The sequence below is a fragment of the Staphylococcus pasteuri genome (assembly GCF_030547725.1).
In the GTDB taxonomy this organism is placed as follows: domain Bacteria; phylum Bacillota; class Bacilli; order Staphylococcales; family Staphylococcaceae; genus Staphylococcus; species Staphylococcus pasteuri.
The window spans coordinates 1-276 of sequence record NZ_JAUOQO010000306.1 but is presented as its reverse complement, the minus strand read 5'-3'; the positions used below and the strand labels follow the sequence as shown (position 1 = coordinate 276).

Genomic DNA, 276 nt, shown 5'->3' with positions numbered 1-276 from the left:
CGGCGAGACAGCTCTGGTGTGCTGTCCGAAGGTTCCCAATGTCCCGATTGCGCCGGCAGATAGGCCCCGCGCGCCGCCATCGCCTGCACCAGCGTCGAACGATCCCGCACCAGCACCACACCGGCATCAAACGGTGCATTCAGGCTTTTGTGCAGATCGACGGCCCAGCTGTCGGCCAGTTCCACCCCGGCACAGCTCGGGGCAAGTTCCGGCACCGCCGCCGCCCAAAGACCAAAGGCCCCGTCAACATGGACCCAGCCCCCCCGCGCCTTGACC

The 276-nt window shown here is 67.4% G+C and carries 1 protein-coding gene; it reads right to left on the bottom strand.

The features are described 5' to 3' along the window. Positions 1–215: pyridoxal-dependent decarboxylase (locus Q4528_RS13770; protein WP_303522130.1), on the bottom strand; the 215-nt coding region annotated here is incomplete at its 3' end. Positions 216–276: the final 61 nt, after the last annotated feature.